Genomic DNA, 16,248 nt, shown 5'->3' on the forward strand with positions numbered 1-16,248 from the left:
GCCGGTACGGACGCACCCGTGGCACCCGCCTCGGACCTCCCCCTCGGACAGCGAACAGACGACGAACGGATCAGTGACGATGACCAGCGTGGACCACGGCACCGAGTGCCGGGTGAAGGACCTCCCGGTGGCCGAACGGCGCGACGACGCCTGGCGGATGCTGGGCGAGCGGGGAGAGGTCGCGGCCATGGCGGACGGCCTCGCGGTGACCAGCCTCTCCGGCGTCAAGGAGATGCTCAGGGAGGCGAACCGGTTCTCCGCCAAGATGGTGTTCGACGGCGTGGAGAGCGGCTTCCCCCTCGTCCCGCTGGGCTTCGACCCGCCCGAGCAGACCCGCTACCGCCGCATCCTGCAGCCGTTCTTCAGCCCGCGCCGCATCCGGCCGCTGGAGGAGTCGCTGCGCACACAGGCCGTCGACCTCGTCGAGGGCGTCAGGGCCCGCGGCGGCTGCGAGTTCGTCGCGGACATCGCCGATCCGTTCCCGGCCCAGGGCCTGCTGACCCTGCTGGGGCTGCCCCTGTCGGAGCGCGACCAGTTCATCGCGTGCAAGACGGCGGCCCTCTCGCTCACCGCCGACGCCGCGGGCGAGGTGCCCCTGACCGACGAGGCGCGCGAGGCCGCGACGGCGCAGACCGTCGCGACGGCCGGTTTCCTCATGCAGCTGATCCAGACCCGCCGCGCCGAGCCCGGCGACGACATCCTCAGCGAGATCCTGGCCATCGGGGGCGACGACCGCCTGTCCGACGGGGAGGCCATGGGGCTGTGCGTGATGCTCATCATGGCCGGCCTGGAGACCGTCACCGACGCGCTGAGCATGGCGATGGAGCGCCTGGCCGCCGCCCCCGAGCGGCGCCGGGAACTGGTGGCCGACCCCGCCCTGATCCCGGCGGCGGTGGAGGAGCTGCTGCGCCTCGACCCGCCGGCCCCGTTCCTGCCCCGGGTCACCACCGAGGACGTCGAGGTGGCGGGCTGCCCGGTGTCGGCCGGGACGCTGGTCAACGCGCATCTGACGACCGCCAACCGCGACGAGTCCGCCTTCCCGCACCCGCACGACATCGACTTCCACCGTTCGGACAACGCGCACACCAGCTTCGGCGTCGGCGTGCACCGCTGCCTGGGGGCGCACCTGGCCCGCCTGGAGATGCAGATCCTCTTCGAGGAGTGGCACCGCCGGATCCCGGAGTACTCGATCACCGAGGGCACCGAGCACCGGGCCCGTCTGGTGCGCGCGAACATCGGCATGGAATCGCTGCACCTGACGTTCTGACACGTGGCCCCTGGGGCGGGACGCGGGCACCGGCCCCTCGGGGCCGGTGAAACACGCCCTGACGTGCGTGCGAGAATGACGCGCATGGGGGATGTGACACTCGAATTCGACGACGGCTCCGCAGTGCGCCTGCACGTCTTCCCGGCCCAGCGGCCGGAATCGGCGGGACCCGAGAGCGCCCCGCCGCCGCAGGACGACGGCGGCACGGGGGCGATGGAGCTCCCCGAGGGCTTCGGCACCGCCCAGCCCGTCAGCCGCAACGGCCGCGCGGCGCGGGCCCTCGCCCGCACCGGTGAGGACCTCGCCGACGCCCTGCGCCCGCTCGGCCCCGTCCTCGGCGGCATCCACCAGTCCTTCGCCACGCTTCCCGAACGGCCCGACGAGGTCACCGTCGAGTTCGGCGTGAAGGTCGGCAGCGACCTCAACCTCGCGGTGTTCACCGGCAAGGGCGAGGCCAGCTTCACCGTCTCCGCCACCTGGCGGACGACGCCGGGCGACGACGCCGAAGGCTCCCCGGCCGCCTCCTGAGGACGAGGAGGAGGCCGTGAACCCAGGGGAGGCGGACGCCGCGCTGCGCCGGGCGTTCGTGTCCGTGCGCGACGGCGGCGAGCCCGTCGGCGCCGGTGTCCTGATCACCGACACGCTCATCCTGACGTGCGCCCATGTCGTCAACAGCGCGCTGGGGCGCGACCGTTTCACCACCGCGCCGCCCGCGCCGGGGGACACCGTCGCCGTCCGCATGCCCTACGTCAGCGGCGAACGCGAGACGACCGGCCGCGTCGTGCGCGACCTGTGGTGCCCGCCCCGCGCCCGGCCGGACGGCGGCGGCGCGCCCGCGCCCGGCGCGTTCCCCTACCACGGCGATCTGGCCGTGCTCGAGTTCGCCGCCCCCGACGGCGCCGAACCGGCCCCTTTCCTGCCGCAGAGCGAGGGCGGCGAAGTGATCGCGCTGTGGGCCAGCGGCCACGAACTGACCACCGTGCGGGCGGTGTCCAGGGTCGCGGGCAGGCCGTGGCTCGCCCTGGACGTCGTCGGCGGTGCCGTCGACGAGGGCCACAGCGGCGGACCGCTGTGGGACCGCGCGCGCCAGGCCGTCATCGGCGTCGTCGTCGCCGCGCACCGGGCCGTGCCAAACGGCGCGAGCCACGTGCGCCAGACGCTGTACGGAGTCGGACTGCCCGTCGTCGAGGCGGAGTTGCCCCTGCTGCCGCCGGTCGCCGTCCCGATGGCCCAGCGGGGCAGACAGCAGCTGCTCGGCGCGCTGCGCGGGCTGCTGCCCGGCACGCGGGCGGCCGTCTGCGAGGAACGGCTCGCGAGCCGGCTCGGGCGGGCGTCCGCGGGCGCCGCCGCCGACGTCCACCGGCTCGTCGGCATGGCCCTGGGCGTACGGCGCGGCGTACCGGAACTGCTCGACGTGGTCCACGAGTTCCTGGCGGACCACCCCGCCGCCGACCCCACCGCGGCCGAGGCGCACCGGCGGGGACTCCGGCGGGCCGCCGAGCTGGTGAGCCCCGGCGAACTGCTCACCACGCTCCAGCGCAGGGACCTGACGGGACTGCTGACCCAGTGCCGCGCCACCGACCCGATGACGCTCCTGCGGACGACCCTGCCGCACGCCGAGGAGTGGCCGCCCGTCGCCGGCCTCGTGGAGGCCACCGAGGTCCTCGAAGGCTTCGACGCGCCCGCCGACCGCCCCGCCCCGCCGCTGCTCCAGGGCGTCGTCCGCGTCGCCCTCGCCGAACGCGCCGGGCAGGAGACCCTCGCCGACGACCTGGACGCCTGGGTGACGTGGACGGCGGACGTGCTCGGGGTGGGCGCGGCCGTCGACCGGTTCCGCGCGGACCTCGCGCAGGAGACCGGAGCGGTGCACGCCGACGTCGTGGACAAGGCCGTACCACGGGTCCAGGTCGAGCTGTTCGCCGATCCGCAGGGCCGCCGCTTCACGTACCAGATGTGGGTGTGGTCGCCCGACGGACGCCACGACGTCGTCCGGGCCCAGGACACCCCCGTCCCCCGCGCCCACGTGGTGGAGGACATCCGGGGCGTGCTGCGCACGGAGGTCGACGAGCGGTGCGGCAAGGCCCTGGTGGAGTTCTTCGTGGCGCCCGCCTCCCTGCGCCTGGACGTCGACACCTGGGCCGCGGCGGCAGGCGAGGACGACGCCGGATTCCACCTGGGTCTCAACCGAGGTGTCGTGCTGCGCAGCGCCCGAAGGACCAGGGAGACCTACGTGGACTGGAAGCGGCGGACCGAGGCCCTGGTGACCGCCGAGCGCCTGGTCCTCGACCACCGGGCCGCCGACCCCACCGTGGCGCGGGCCAGACTCGAGGAGGCGCCCGAGGCGGGCGTCGTGGTCGTCGCCTGCGCACAGGACCGGCAGGGCCCGGTGCTGCGGCAGTGCCTCCAGGCCGGGGTCCACACGGTCCTGTGGCACCGGGACGAGCACGGGGCGCGGGTCGCCGAACGACTCGCCGCGCTGCTCCACGGCGTCGGGCACGCGGACATCCCGGAGGCCGTACGGGGAGAGCGGGTGCGGGCGCTCGCGGATCCCGGCGGCGCTCCCGACGGGGCGTCCCTCTCGCTCCTCCACGACGGCCCCGACCACCGGCCGCCCCTGCTCGCCCCCGACCCCTGGGTCCTCACCCAGCCCTGAGCCGCCCCACCGCCCGGCCCCGATGCCCCGAGCCCCATCCGACGAGGAGACGAGCAGTGCCCCAGAACCCGACACCGCCCGAGGACCGGGGCGAGGCCCCGGAGAACTGGTGGGTCTTCCGCGGTCCGGCGCAGCTGCCGCCGCCCCCGCCCTGGCGCCGCCACCCGTCCGTACCCGCCGAGGCCGGCACCGGCTACTTCATGACGCGCGAGGAGACCGCCGTCGTCAACGCCGCCCTGCGGCTGCGCCGGCCGCTGCTGGTCACCGGCCGCCCCGGAACCGGGAAGAGCTCCCTGGCCCGCGCGCTCGCCCAGGACCTCGGCCTCGGCGACGTGCTGCGCTGGTCGGTCAACAGCCGCTCCACGCTGGCCGACGCGCTGTACCGCTACGACGCCGTGGGGCGGCTGCGCGAGACGTCGCTGCGGCGCGAGCGGGAGGCACCGCGCGGGCACGCCCGGAGGCTCGGACGGCGACTGCCCCGCACCTCCGACATCGGCACGTATCTGCGGCTCGGCCCGCTGGGCACGGCCCTCGCGGCCACCGGCACCCCCCGCGTCCTGCTGATCGACGAGCTGGACAAGGCCGACATCGACCTGCCCAACGACCTGCTGGTCGTCCTGGAGGAGGGCGAGTTCGAGATCCCCGAACTGGCACGGCTGCCGGAGCACGAGCAGGCCGCCGACGTGCTGGTCACCGGCAGCAGGGAGCGCGTGCGGGTGCGGCGCGGCCTCGTGCGGTGCGCGGAGCCCCCGGTCATCGTCATGACCAGCAACGGCGAGCGCGAGTTCCCCGCCGCCTTCCTGCGCCGCTGCGTACGCCTCGACCTGGCCGACCCCGACCACGAGAAGCTCCGGATGATCGTCCGGCACCACCTCGGTGAGGCCGCCCTCGCCGACGCCGACGACCTCATCGAGGATTTCCTGCGCCGCGCCGACGTGGAGACCCTCGCCACCGACCAGTTGCTCGCCGCCGTCCATCTGCGCGTCACCGGCGCGGACCTGTCCCGCGAGGAGCTGGCCCGCAGCGTCACGCACCGCCTCGACGAGGCGTTCCTGGCGTGATCGAGCGACTGCGGGAGGCGCTCGCGGCCACCGGCCACGACCTCGGCGGCGCGGAACTCCTCGACGTCCTGTGGCTGGCCCGCGCCATGGCGGGGCACCCGGCGGACGGCGCGGACCGCGCGGACGCGGCCACCGGCGGGCAGGAGGGAGAGCCGCACGCCGACCCGCGCGAAGCGCCCGACGAGCCCGCCGAGGGCCCCGCCGCCGAGGCCGCGACGGCGCCCGGCACCCCGCGGACGCGACCGGACGCCCCGCACGAACCCCGGGACACGGGAGCCCGCCGGGCCCTGTACACCGGGCAGAGCACGGGCAGCCCGGCCACCGGCACCGCCGCAAGCCCCCTGCGCGTCCCCGTACCGCGCTCGCTGCCCCGCGCCGGACAGCTGGCCCGCGCCCTGCGCCCCCTGCGCACCTACCGCGCCCACCCCACCCGCACGGTGCCCGACGTGGAGGCCACCGTGCGGGCCACCGCCGAGTCCGGTCTGCTCGACGTGGTCTCCCGCGCCGAGCCCGAGCCGGCCCGCGACGCCGTCGTCCTCGTCGACGACGCCCCGTCGATGCGGGCCTGGCACTCCCTCGTACCGGAGATCGCGCGCCTCCTGCGGCGCAGCGGCGTCTTCCGGACGGTCCACGTGCGCCATCTCAGCCCGCAGCGGCCCCGGGTGCGGGGCCGGGGCGCACCGGCGGCGTCGACGCTCACGCTCCTCCTCACCGACGGGGTGCACCCGGCCTGGGCGGGGCCCACGATGGGGCGGGCCGTCGCGGCCTGGCGGCACCGGGGCCCGGTCGCCGTCCTCAATCCCCTGCCGCGCCGCCTGTGGCGGGGCACCGCCCTCGATCCGCAGCCGCGCCCGCTGACCGGCGGCGGTGCCGCGCCACTGCCGGTGCTGCCCCTGGAACCCGGCGCTGTCGCGTCCTGGCTGCGGGCCCTCGCCCGGCCGGGCGCCGAACTGCCGGTCGATGCGGCGCTGTTCACGGCGCAGGAGCCCACCGGGCGCGCGGACGAGCCGGAGAGCCTCCCGGCCGACCGGCTGATCGCCCGCTTCCGAGGGGCCTTCTCACCCGGCGCCTACCGGCTGGCCGTCCGGCTCGCCGCCGTCGGCCCCACGACCCCGGCCGAGATGCAGCTGGTGCGCCAGGCCACGCTCCCGGACAGTACGGCGGCGCACGTCGCTGAGGTCCTGGTGGGCGGCCTGCTGGTGCCCGTGTCGGAGGCGGGGCCGCGCTACGACTTCAGGCCGGGCGTACGGGAGTTGCTGGCGTCGGGGCTCAGCAGGGCCGACGCCCTCGACGTGCAGGAGGCGGTGGGCCGGGCGCTCGCACCCCACTGGGGCAGACACCCCGACGCCGCGGCGCTCGTCGCGGACGACGACGGACGCGAGGGGGTGCCCGAGGGCGCCACGGCCTTCGCGACCCGGGACGCGCCTCCGGAGCCGGTACCCCCGGCGCCGGAGGAGGCGCCGGAGGAGGAGCCCGAGCGCGCGGGCGGTCCGGGTGACGTCCTGCTGCGGACGACGGCGCACCGGATCGAGGCGGAGAGCGCGGCCGGAGGGGTGGCGCTGCGGCTGGCCGAGCGGTTCGTGGCGCGGCACGGGCACCGGCCGGGCGCCGGTGAGGTCCGCGCCTGGGAGAGGGCGCTGCCGCACCTGGCCAGGCGGCTCATCGACGCCGGCCTCGGTGACGTCGAGATGCTGGTGGAGTACCAGCTGCCGCGCACCAGCCGTCGCGCCGACGTCGTCCTCGCAGGACGTCACCCGGTCACCGGCGAACCCTCGTACGTGGTCGTCGAGATGAAGGGCTGGAGCCAGGCGGAGGCGTCGGAGGACGACCCCCTGATCCTGCGCGTCGACGGCTTCACGCACGCCGTGCTGCACCCGCTGGAGCAAGTGCGCGGCTACGTCGACTTCTTGACGTCCCATCATCAGGAGCTGGCCGAACGGCCGCAGCTCATCGCCGGCGTGGCCTATCTGCCCAACGCCACGGAGTTCGGCGTCGCCTCGCTGTACGAGGTCCCGCAGGACGACCGCGCACGGCTCTACACGGCGGGGCACGGCGGACTGCTCCTCGACTTCCTCCGTGCGCGCTTCGCCCCGGGGAGCGACACGTCGGCCGCCGACGCCCTGCTGGCCGCGCGGACCGCCCCCACGCGGCAGCTGATGGCGGTCGCCGCCGAAGAGGTGCGGGAACGGCGGCAGTTCGTCCTCCTGGACGAGCAGCAGCTGGCCTACGAGATGGTGTCCAGGACGGTCCGCGCGGCCGTCCGGCGGTCCGGCGAGAAGGAGGTCGTCGTCGTCACCGGCGGCCCCGGAACCGGGAAGAGCGTGATCGGGCTCTCCCTCGTCGGCGAGCTGTACCGGCAGGGCGTCAGCGTGCTGCACGCCACCGGTTCGAGCGCCTCCACCACGACGCTGCGCAAGGCGGCCGGGGCCAGGAAGCGGGAGGTCCGCGACCTGTTCACGTACTTCAACTCCTTCATGGACGCCGAGCCGGACGGTGTCGACGTGCTGGTGTGCGACGAGGCGCACCGGATCCGTGCGACCTCGGCGAACCGCTACACGCCCGCGTCCCGGCGGACGGACCGCCCGCAGATCGACGAGCTGATCGACGCGGCGAAGGTCCCCGTCTTCCTCCTGGACGAGCACCAGATGGTGCGGCCCGGCGAGACGGGCACCGTCGAGGGCATCCGCGCGGCGGCCCGCGCCAAGGGACTCACCTGCCGGGTCATCGGCCTGGACGAGCAGTTCCGCAGCGGGGGGAGCGCCGCCTACGTGCCCTGGGTCCTGCGGCTGCTCGGCTTCGACCGCGGCGGGCCCGCCGCGTGGCGGCCCGAGGACCGGATGCGGGTGCTGGTGGCAAGGACCCCGCAGGAGCTGGAGGAATTCCTCGAACGCCGCCGCGCCGAGGGGTATTCGGCCCGCATCACCGCCGGGTACTGCTGGCCCTGGACGCGGCCGGCCGACGGCACGCTGCCCCTGGACGTGCGCATCGGCGACTGGCACCGCCCGTGGCACGTCTCCGGCGAGCGCGCGGTCGCCGGGGCGCCGCCCGCCGCCCTGTGGGCCACCGACCCCGCGGGCTTCGGCCAGATCGGCTCCGTGTACGCGGCGCAGGGCTTCGAGTACGACTGGAACGGCGTCGTCATCGGGCCCGACCTGGTGTGGCGCGACGACCGCTGGGTCACCGACCGCACGGCCTCCCGGGACCCCGCGCTCCACCGGCGCTCCGTGCCGGACGCCGATGTCGACGCGCTGATCCGCACCGCGTACAAGGTGCTCCTGACCCGGGGGGCGATCGGCACCGTGCTCTATGCGACCGACGACGAAACCAGGCACAAACTGTCCGAACTCGTCGCAGGAACGGTGACCTTGGGACGTGACACAGGCAATCCCGTGGCGAACCCTGGCGAATGGTCGTAGCCGCGGGGATCGGGGCCCGCCCCGCGATAGCCTCCGCTACGGAAGCCCAGATCTGTCTCCCGACGCCCCCGCTGGTGACGTCGCGTCCGCGCGCAGCAGCGGGGACCAAGGGAGACAGGAGGTGGGTTGGATGGACCAGTCAGAGGTGCCGGAGTGGTTCCGGCGACATCGGTGGTGGATCCGGCTGGTGCTGGACGCCGCTGCCGCGGCTGGAGTGATCGTGGGGTGCGTCGCGTCGTTCATGGTGTGACGGCGACGCGCGGCGATCCGGTCGGCGGGCTCGTGAACGGGCCCGGCCGCTGCGTAATCGACCGGGCCCGCCGCCCGCGTGACCGGCCCGGCTCCGGGTGCATCCGGAGCCGGGCCTCCGTCACGTCGGGAGACCAGTGAGCGCCCCGCGCGGGTACGCGGGGACTGTGCCGTAGGCAGGAGGCTGCGGTGAGGGGGTCCCGCCAAATGTAGCGGCAGCGTGATCGGTAGCCCCTGTCGGCGGGTCGGCAACGACCTGCGTTAGTCATCGTTAACCTCTTCGCGCCGCAGGTCAACCGAGTCGAAGGTAGCGAAACCTGGCGTAATCGGCGATCTTGGAACGGCGGAGGTCAGTCCGGCGTCGTATGGCGGTACCGCACCCAGACGGGCAGGACGAACCAGCACAGCAGGTACCAGCCGACGACACCGGTCACCAGCCAGGGCACGACGGAGTGGTCGATGGCGACCCGCAGCACGAGCAGCAGCGCGGCGGTGAGCGTGCCGAGCAGCAGGATCAGCCCGGTGAAGACGAGACGGGATGCCCACACGACCGCCTGCGGCTTGATCCTGCGCCCCGCCACGATGCGGTGGAACGCCACCGGCGCGATGAGCGCGCCGGTGGCGGTCGACCCGAGGAGCACCGTCACGACGTAGATCGTCCGGTCCATGTCGCTCAGCACCGTGAAGCGCGGTGTGAAGACCACGGTGAGGAGGAAGCCGAACAGGATCTGTACGCCGGTCTGCGTGACCCGCACCTCCTGGATCAGCTCGTTCCAGCGCCGGTCGGCGCGCTCCTCTGCCGTCTCCCGGCGGCCGGTCGGGCCGGCCCCGCCCATGTCAGTCCCTGGTCTCCGGGCCGTACCAGACCGTCGTGGCGTTGCAGAACTCGCGGATGCCGTGGCCCGCCAGCTCCCGTCCGTAGCCGGAGCGTTTGACACCGCCGAAGGGCAGGCCGGGGTGGGAGGCCGTCATGCCGTTGAAGAAGACGCCGCCCGCCTCCAGGTCCCGTACACAGCGCGCGATCTCGCCCTCGTCACGGGTCCAGACGTTGGAACTCAGGCCGAACGGGGTGTCGTTGGCCAGCTCCACGGCCTCGTCCAGGTCCGCGACGCGGTAGAGCGTGGCCACCGGGCCGAACGCCTCCTCATGGTGGATCCGCATCTCGGGAGTGATGTCGGTGAGGACCGTGGGGGAGTAGTACCAGCCCCGCGTCTGCTCCTTGGGGCGCTGCCCGCCGCACAGCGCGGTGGCGCCACGGGCCAGCGCGTCCTCGACGAGCTCCTCCAGGTCGGCGCGGCCCTGCTCGGTGGAGAGCGGGCCGACGTCGGTGTCCTCGTCCATCGGGTCGCCGACGGTCAACTCCCGCATCCCTGCGACGAACCGGTCGCGGAAGGCGTCGAGGACGTCGGTGTGCACGAGGAAGCGCTTGGCGGCGATGCAGGACTGTCCGTTGTTCTGCACCCGGGCGGTCACCGCGGTCCTGGCGGCGCGCTCGACGTCGGCGCTCGGCAGCACGAGATAGGGGTCGCTGCCGCCCAGTTCCAGCACCGTCTTCTTGACCTCGTCGCCCGCGACCGACGCCACCGCGCGTCCCGCGGGCTCGCTGCCGGTGAGGGTGGCCGCGGCCACCCGCCGGTCCCGCAGGACCTTCTCGACGGCGCCCGACCCGATCAGGAGCGTCTGGAAGCAGCCCTCGGGGAACCCGGCGCGGGCGAAGAGGTCCTGGAGGTAGAGGGCGGTCCTCGGCACGTTCGACGCGTGCTTGAGCAGGGCGACGTTGCCCGCCATGAGCGCGGGGGCGGCGAAGCGGACGACCTGCCAGAGCGGGAAGTTCCACGGCATCACGGCCAGGACGACCCCGAGCGGGCGGTAGTGCACGACCGCCCGGGAGGCGCCCGAGTCGGCCACGTCGGCCGGTGCGGGCCGCTCGTCGGCGAGCAGGGCCTCGGCGTGCTCGGCGTACCAGCGCATGGCCTTGACGCACTTGGCGGCCTCGGCGCGGGCCGCCGTGACGGGTTTGCCCATTTCGAGCGTCATCGTGCGGGCGACGTCCGGGACGTCCTCCTCCAGCAGGTCGGCGGCGCGGCCCAGGAGCAGGGCGCGGTCGGCGAAGCCGGTGAGGCGGTAGCGGGCGTACGCGGTGGCGGCGGCCGTCAGCCGGCGCTCGATCCCGTCGGCCGCGAGCGGCTCGAAGGTCTCGATTGTCTCGCCGGTGGCGGGGTTGACCGTGGCGATGGGCATGGAGTGCCTCCTCCCGGGCCGGTGGCTCCTGCGGAGCCCGCGGCTCGCGCGGTGGGGTGGGACGGGGCGGCGTACGACCGGACGCCGTCGCCCCTGAGGCCGGGACGTCCAGCCTAGTTCGCCGCGCGGGAGGGGGCACCCCCGGACGCCGGAGCGCGGCGCCGGTGCCCGGGCCCTGCCCGCTCCCGCCGTGGCTCGCCGACCGGGTGCCCCGCGTACGGGGGCGCGACACCCGGTCCGCCGTGCCGCGTGCCCGGATTCACAGGCCGAGTTCGGTGAGGCCGGGGTGGCCGTCGGGGCGGCGGCCGAGGGGCCAGTGGTAGAGGCGGTCGGACTCCTCGATGGGCAGGTCGTTGATGGAGGCGTGGCGGGCGCGCATCAGGCCGTCGTCGTCGAACTCCCAGTTCTCGTTGCCGTAACTGCGGTACCACTGGCCCGCGTCGTCGTGCCATTCGTAGGCGAAGCGCACCGCGATGCGGTGGCCGTCATGGGCCCACAGCTCCTTGACGAGCCGGTAGTCGTGTTCGCGGGCCCACTTGCGGGACAGGAAGCCGACGACGGCCTCGCGTCCGGTGACGAACTCCGCGCGATTGCGCCAGCGGGAGTCCTCGCTGTAGGCGAGGGCCACCTTCTCCGGGTCGCGGCTGTTCCAGCCGTCCTCGGCCAGGCGGACCTTCTCGATGGCGCTCTCCCTGGTGAAGGGCGGGACAGGCGGGCGGGCGGCGGTGGGCATGGGTGGTCTCTCCTTGGTCGTTCCGCAGCGGGAGAACGATCGTTCTCCCGTGGTCCGCCACCTTAGGAGAACGATCGTTCTCGCGCAACGGTGCAAGGTGGCCGCGCCCGTAGTAGGGTCAGGAGAACGTACGTTCTCAATCGGCTGGGAGACCCCATGGATCACGCGGAGGCCGAGGTCAGGCTCCTGGACGCCGCCGAGGCGCTGTTCTACGAACGCGGCATCCAGGCCGTCGGCATGGACCAGGTCCGCACCGCGTCGGGCGTCTCCCTCAAGCGGCTCTACCAGGTCTTCCCGGCCAAGTCGGAGCTCGTGCGGGCCTGCCTGGAGCGCCGCGACCGGCGCTGGCGCGAGCGGCTCGCCGCCTACGTGGACGGCCAGGAGGGTGGCGAGGAGCGCGTCCTCGCGGTCTACGACTGGCTGTACGAGTGGTTCACCGAGCCGGACTTCCGGGGCTGCGCCTTCATCAACTCCTTCGGCGAACTCGGCGCGCTCGACCCGGCGGTCGCCGACGTCGTCCGCGCGCACAAGAGCGCCTTCGGCGCGTACCTCGCCTCCCTGGTGGCCGACGCGGGCGCCCCGGAGGCGGCCGTCGGCCCGCTGGTGCTCCTCGCCGAAGGGGCCATGACGTCCGCGGCGATCTCCGGCTCGCCCGAACCGGCCCGCCAGGCGCGGGACGGTGCCGCGCGGTTGCTGGCCGCGTCGTAAGCTCCGACGGTTCGACACGAGGAGGGGCGATGGCGAAGACGTACCGCGTGCACTTCGGTACACGGATGATCAACCGCATGTTCCACACGCTGACCGGGCTCGGGATGGGCAACGGCTACCGGTACAACCTGAGCGTGCGCGGCAGGAGGACCGGGCGGCTGTACTCCACCCCGGTCGACGTGATGTCGGCCGGCGGCGAGCGCTGGGTCGTGGCGGCCTACGGGGTGGGTGACTGGGTCCGCAACGCGCGCGCGGCCGGGCGGATCGGCCTCAGCCGGGGCGGGCGCTCCGAGAGCGTGGGAGTGGTGGAGCTCGGGCCCGCGGAGAGCGTGCCGGTGCTGCGCCAGTATCTGCGCGAAGTGCCGGTCACCCGGCCCTACTTCGACGTGACGTCCGACTCCTCGGACGAGGAGTTCGCCGCGGAGGCGGCGCGGCACCCGGTGTTCCGGCTGGTGCCGGGGGAGTGAGGCGCCGGGCGGGCCCGTGGTGCGGGCCCGCCCGGCAGGGACCGCGGCGTCAGCAGCTCAGGTTCGAGCCCGGTGTGGTGCCGAGGATCTGGGTGAAGGACTTGTAGCGGTCGATGCGGCTCTGGACCTGGGCGGGGTTGCCGCCGTTGCACTCCAGGGTGCCGTTGATGGCGCGGATCGTCTCACCGAAGCCGGCGCCGTTGACCATGGCGTTGTGCGGGGTCATGGTGCCGGGGCCGTTCTGCGTGTTCCAGTACCAAAGGCCCGTCTGCCAGGCGATCGCCGGGTTCTGCTCGACCAGGTACGGGTTGTTGAGCAGGTCGATGCCGAGCGCGTCGCCCGCGGCCTTGTAGTTGAAGTTCCAGCTGAGCTGGATCGGGCCGCGGCCGTAGTAGGCGGCCTGGCCGGCCGGGCAGCCGTAGGGCTGGGTCTTGTCGCAGTAGTGCGGGTAGTTGCTCTGGTTCTGCTCGACGACGTACTTCAGGCCGCCCGTCTCGTGGCTGACGTTGGCGAGGAAGGCCGCGGCCTCCTGGCGCTTGACGGTGTCGCTGCCGGTGTTCGCGAAGGCCGGGTACGACTTCAGGGCGTCGGTCAGGCCCTTGTACGTGTAGAACGAGTTCCGGCTCGGGAACATCTGGTTGAACTGCGCCTCGCTGACCACGAAGCCGGACGGGTCGGGGTTGCCCGGGTCCGTGCCGCCGCCGCAGGTGCCCTGGTCCGTCCACACGTCCGACCTGCCCGGGGTCTCGTTCTGGGTCCACCACTTGGCGGTCCAGTTGTGTCCGTTGTACGAGGCCGACTTGCCGCCGGTGTAGACGGACGAGGAGCTCCACGGCGCGGCGCACTCGGCGGCCGACGCCGACGTGGCGGCCGGGCCGAGGACGATCATCGCGCCGAGCGCGGCCAGCGCGGCCGCGCAGCTGGTGATGCGTTTGATCATGCCAACTCTCCTTACGGGCGGAGCGGGTGGAGGGTCCCGCGCCGCCATGGGGGTGCCGCGACTCAAGCGAAATGGTCTGGACCTGTCAAGGTCTGGACCAAAAAAGGGAAAAGTCTCCCGAGGCGGCCGTGCGGCGATTCCGCACCGCATCTGGCGGGCGAATGGGGCGCTCAACAGGGCGGATGTGCGCAGGAGTTGACGTCAGCGGCGGCCCGCGGCCGGGCCCGGGCCAAGGTAAAGGATCCGGACCGTCCAGCATGCGGACCGCCGCCGGGCGTCAGGACAGGTAGGCCTCGACCTCGCTGAACTGGGCCGCGGGCCAGCCGGTGTTCGCCGTCACCTGGAGCCGCAGGTGACGGATCGCCGGGGTGCCGGCGGGCAGGTCCACGGTGACCCTGTTGCCGGTCGCCGGGTCGAAGCGGTACGCCTTCGAGGCGGCCAGCGTGGTGTAGCCGGACCCGTCGGGGCTGCCCTGGACCGAGAGGGTCTGGGTCCGCGCCTCCCAGGCCGCGGAGGGCGGCAGCTTCAGGACGAGCCTGCGCACCGCCTCCGCCTTGCCGAGGTCGACCGTGAGTGACTGCGGGAAGGCGTGGTTGGTGGATTCCCAGTACGTCGCCGCATCGCCGTCGACGGCCCTGCCGGGCGTGTAGACGTCGGCGGAGCCGCTCGCGGTGGCGGGGCGGCCCTTGGCGAGGTTGCGGTCGGGGTCGGGGTCGGGGTTGCCGCCGCCGGGCCGCGGCCAGGTCGCGCAGTCGCCCCAGGTGCTGTCCCAGCCGGAGTTGCCGCCGCCGTCGGTGAGGGTGAACGTGCCCGAACCCGCCGGGTAGGGGCAGTTGTAGATGCCTGCCGCACCGACACCGGTGGCCTTGACGCCGGTCATGCGCACCGCGCCGGGGGTCTCCGCCTGGACGACGACCGTGCCGACCTTGTCGACCGCGCCGCCCTCGACCGTCACGTTCTTCACGGCCTTGCCGGTGCCGCCGCCGGAGACGAACTCGTAGGCGCTCCACGGGCTGTCGGTGATCGTCGTGCCGGTGATGTTCACCGTGGCCTCGATGGCGCTGTCGTACGCGTCCACGCGCAGCGCGCCCATCGGGTGCTGCCAGTTGGGGTTCATCGCCCCGGTGCGCACCAGCGTGTTGCCGGAGACCGTGATGGTGCCCGCGAGCGGGAAGAACGGGTCCATGAACTTCTGGTTGGAGATGGCGATGCCGCTGCCCAGGGCGTTGGTGTCGAGGATCAGGTTGTCCTTGACCGTGATGTCCCGGCCGCCGTAGATGGCGATGCCGTTGGCGAGGTTGGGCTGGGAGATCGTGTTGCCCGAGAAGGTGGAGTCGCTGTTGGTGGTGTTGAGGGACCACATGGCCAGCGCGTCGTCACCGGTGTTGCGCAGGAAGTTGTTCCGTACGGTGACGCCCTTGGCGGTGCCGTTGAGGTTGAGGCCGTCGGCGGTCATGTCGAGGAAGCGGTTGTCCTCGACGACGAGGTTGTCGTTGTTGCCCATCAGCCACAGCCCGACCTTGAGGTGCTGCAACCACATCCCGGAGACCGCGGAGTTCGGGCCGAGCGAGCCGTTGACGAAGTTGTCGGGGTTGCCGTCGACGCGTTCGGTGACCTCGCCGAGGACCGCGAAGTCGCGCAGCCTCACCTTGCCGTTCGGAGCCGACGACTGGTCGATGAAGCGCGAACCGCGCACCACGGAATGCCAGTTGCCCGCGCCGCGGATCGTCACGTCGTCGACGTTGTTGAGCGACTGGGACAGTTTGAACTCGCCCGGCGGGATCCAGACGGTGCCGCCCCTGGCCGCCGCGATCGCCTCGCGGAAGGCCTGGGTGGAGTCGCCCTGGCCGGTGGGGTCGGCTCCCTTGTCGGTCACCGAGACCGCACCGGAGGGCTTCTCGCCGGCCGCCCCGACCTGCTCGAAGTCGGCGACGTCGACGGTGACCTGGGTCGCGGTGGCCGCCAGCTTCACCTTGTCGCCGGCCTGCAGGTCCCGTCCGAGCCTCAGCCGGGCGTTGTCGAACAGGTGGTGGGTCTTGGAGCCCGCGATCCAGGGGGTGTCGATGTGGCTGTACTTGGAGGTCACGGGCAGTGTCCGGTCCAGCTGCGTGCCGTTGACGTACACGGCCATCGAACCGGACTGGCCGTCCGGGACGCTGTAGGCGACGTTGAGCGCGTTCGCCGCCCCGGGGAGCGTGAACTCGACGCTCTGGCCACCGGAGAGGCGCACCGCCCGGCGGCCCGACGCCTCCGAGGCGAGCGTGCCCTGGGTGTAGTCCGGGCCGATCCTCGTGCCGTCCGTGGTGGCGCTCTCCGCCTCGACGGAGGTGAAGGGGGTGGTGGCGCCCGCGGTCGCCCGGACGGCGGGCGCGCCGGGGGCGGCGTGCGCACCGGTGCCCGTGGCGCCGATCAGGGTGCCGACCAGCCCGGCGGTGGCGAGCGCCGCGCACCAGACGCGTGCCCGTCTTGGTGTGTTCCTGTCAGGTAATGCCATGGTGTGCTGCACCTTCCTC

12 protein-coding genes are annotated in these 16,248 nt (G+C 73.5%); 7 read left to right on the forward strand and 5 right to left on the reverse strand.

The window, feature by feature from the left end:
* Positions 1–79: 79 nt before the first annotated feature.
* The 5 genes from AB0L89_RS05440 to AB0L89_RS05460 all read left to right on the forward strand — a co-directional run bounded on the left by AB0L89_RS05440 (position 80) and on the right by AB0L89_RS05460 (position 8,397).
* Positions 80–1,267 (forward strand): cytochrome P450, encoded by a 1,188-nt coding sequence (locus AB0L89_RS05440; protein WP_365134675.1) that lies wholly within the window; start codon positions 80–82, stop codon positions 1,265–1,267.
* A gap of 84 nt (positions 1,268–1,351) precedes the next feature.
* Positions 1,352–1,795, forward strand: coding sequence for a CU044_2847 family protein (locus AB0L89_RS05445; protein WP_365134678.1), 444 nt, complete (start codon positions 1,352–1,354; stop codon positions 1,793–1,795).
* Positions 1,796–1,811: 16 nt separating this feature from the next.
* Positions 1,812–3,920, forward strand: coding sequence for a trypsin-like peptidase domain-containing protein (locus tag AB0L89_RS05450; RefSeq protein WP_365134681.1), 2,109 nt, complete (start codon positions 1,812–1,814; stop codon positions 3,918–3,920).
* A gap of 56 nt (positions 3,921–3,976) precedes the next feature.
* Positions 3,977–4,981, forward strand: a complete 1,005-nt coding sequence (locus tag AB0L89_RS05455; RefSeq protein ID WP_365134684.1) for a MoxR family ATPase — start codon at positions 3,977–3,979, stop codon at positions 4,979–4,981.
* Positions 4,978–8,397, forward strand: a complete 3,420-nt coding sequence (locus tag AB0L89_RS05460; protein ID WP_365134687.1) for a DNA/RNA helicase domain-containing protein — start codon at positions 4,978–4,980, stop codon at positions 8,395–8,397. Before AB0L89_RS05455 ends, AB0L89_RS05460 begins: the two co-directional genes overlap by 4 nt.
* A 599-nt stretch (positions 8,398–8,996) precedes the next feature.
* Here the strand turns inward: AB0L89_RS05460 and AB0L89_RS05465 are convergent.
* The 3 genes from AB0L89_RS05465 to AB0L89_RS05475 all read right to left on the reverse strand — a co-directional run bounded on the left by AB0L89_RS05465 (position 8,997) and on the right by AB0L89_RS05475 (position 11,620).
* Complete coding sequence (locus AB0L89_RS05465; RefSeq protein ID WP_365134690.1) at positions 8,997–9,482, reverse strand: DUF6328 family protein; 486 nt, start codon at positions 9,480–9,482, stop codon at positions 8,997–8,999.
* Between the two features lies 1 nt (position 9,483).
* The gene (locus tag AB0L89_RS05470) at positions 9,484–10,887 is read right to left on the reverse strand and encodes an NADP-dependent succinic semialdehyde dehydrogenase (protein WP_365134693.1); all 1,404 of its coding nucleotides are present in this window, start codon (positions 10,885–10,887) and stop codon (positions 9,484–9,486) included.
* A 259-nt stretch (positions 10,888–11,146) separates the two neighbouring features.
* Entirely contained in the window at positions 11,147–11,620 is a 474-nt protein-coding gene (locus AB0L89_RS05475; RefSeq protein ID WP_365134696.1) for a nuclear transport factor 2 family protein, read from the reverse strand.
* A 156-nt stretch (positions 11,621–11,776) separates the two neighbouring features.
* Here AB0L89_RS05475 and AB0L89_RS05480 point away from each other — a divergent pair, with 156 nt between their 5' ends.
* Positions 11,777–12,328: a TetR/AcrR family transcriptional regulator gene (locus AB0L89_RS05480; RefSeq protein WP_365134699.1), complete on the forward strand. Its 552-nt coding sequence runs from the start codon at positions 11,777–11,779 to the stop codon at positions 12,326–12,328.
* A gap of 29 nt (positions 12,329–12,357) precedes the next feature.
* Positions 12,358–12,795, forward strand: a complete 438-nt coding sequence (locus AB0L89_RS05485; protein ID WP_365134702.1) for a nitroreductase/quinone reductase family protein — start codon at positions 12,358–12,360, stop codon at positions 12,793–12,795.
* A 49-nt stretch (positions 12,796–12,844) separates the two neighbouring features.
* Here AB0L89_RS05485 and AB0L89_RS05490 read toward each other — a convergent pair whose 3' ends face one another.
* Both AB0L89_RS05490 and AB0L89_RS05495 read right to left on the reverse strand, forming a co-directional pair.
* Positions 12,845–13,735, reverse strand: a complete 891-nt coding sequence (locus tag AB0L89_RS05490) for a glycoside hydrolase family 19 protein (protein WP_365134705.1) — start codon at positions 13,733–13,735, stop codon at positions 12,845–12,847.
* A 277-nt stretch (positions 13,736–14,012) separates the two neighbouring features.
* Positions 14,013–16,229 carry a discoidin domain-containing protein gene (locus tag AB0L89_RS05495; RefSeq protein ID WP_365134708.1) on the reverse strand — a complete coding sequence of 739 codons (2,217 nt, stop codon included), beginning with the start codon at positions 16,227–16,229 and terminating at the stop codon, positions 14,013–14,015.
* Positions 16,230–16,248 lie beyond the last annotated feature (19 nt).

The organism is Streptomyces sp. NPDC052114 (assembly GCF_040680155.1).
Lineage (GTDB): Bacteria > Actinomycetota > Actinomycetes > Streptomycetales > Streptomycetaceae > Streptomyces.

What these genes read in the sequence shown, in the direction of transcription:
- AB0L89_RS05465 (WP_365134690.1), bottom strand. Translation starts at nt 9,482, where the DNA reads ATGGGCGGGGCCGGCCCGACCGGCCGCCGGGAGACGGCAGAGGAGCGC.
- AB0L89_RS05480 (WP_365134699.1), top strand. Translation starts at nt 11,777, where the DNA reads ATGGATCACGCGGAGGCCGAGGTCAGGCTCCTGGACGCCGCCGAGGCG.
- AB0L89_RS05485 (WP_365134702.1), top strand. Translation starts at nt 12,358, where the DNA reads ATGGCGAAGACGTACCGCGTGCACTTCGGTACACGGATGATCAACCGC.
- AB0L89_RS05440 (WP_365134675.1), top strand. Translation starts at nt 80, where the DNA reads ATGACCAGCGTGGACCACGGCACCGAGTGCCGGGTGAAGGACCTCCCG.
- AB0L89_RS05490 (WP_365134705.1), bottom strand. Translation starts at nt 13,735, where the DNA reads ATGATCAAACGCATCACCAGCTGCGCGGCCGCGCTGGCCGCGCTCGGC.
- AB0L89_RS05495 (WP_365134708.1), bottom strand. Translation starts at nt 16,229, where the DNA reads ATGGCATTACCTGACAGGAACACACCAAGACGGGCACGCGTCTGGTGC.
- AB0L89_RS05445 (WP_365134678.1), top strand. Translation starts at nt 1,352, where the DNA reads ATGGGGGATGTGACACTCGAATTCGACGACGGCTCCGCAGTGCGCCTG.
- AB0L89_RS05475 (WP_365134696.1), bottom strand. Translation starts at nt 11,620, where the DNA reads ATGCCCACCGCCGCCCGCCCGCCTGTCCCGCCCTTCACCAGGGAGAGC.
- AB0L89_RS05470 (WP_365134693.1), bottom strand. Translation starts at nt 10,887, where the DNA reads ATGCCCATCGCCACGGTCAACCCCGCCACCGGCGAGACAATCGAGACC.